This is a genomic window from Corynebacterium sp., from assembly GCF_030826625.1.
GTDB lineage: Bacteria > Actinomycetota > Actinomycetes > Mycobacteriales > Mycobacteriaceae > Corynebacterium.
On the sequence record NZ_JAPJNQ010000018.1, the window covers coordinates 30,313 to 30,605 of the forward strand.

A 293-nucleotide genomic window follows, 5' to 3' on the forward strand; every position below is an offset into this window, starting at 1 on the left:
TTGCACGCTATCCATAGCCCAGCCCAGTACCCTGCGGGAATGGCCATCGCGGACCGCGCACAAATACAACCAGCCTTCCCCAGTGCGCAGGTAGGTAATATCTGACATCCACACTCGGTTCAGCTCACCTGTATCAAACATGCGCTTGACCAGGTCAGGAAGCGAGGACTTACGCTTAGATTGAATCGTTGTCACCGGCACAAAGGCCCGCGGGGAGATCCCTTCAATGCCCAACATGCGCATCCGCTTAGCCACAGTCTTACGGTTAAGAACAATCTGGTAGCGTTCGGCTA

The 293-nt window shown here is 54.9% G+C and carries 1 protein-coding gene; it reads right to left on the minus strand.

Annotated features, from left to right (window positions below):
- Positions 1-293 (minus strand): DDE-type integrase/transposase/recombinase (locus RCH87_RS03865; protein ID WP_373690910.1); only part of this gene is annotated, 293 nt, incomplete at both ends.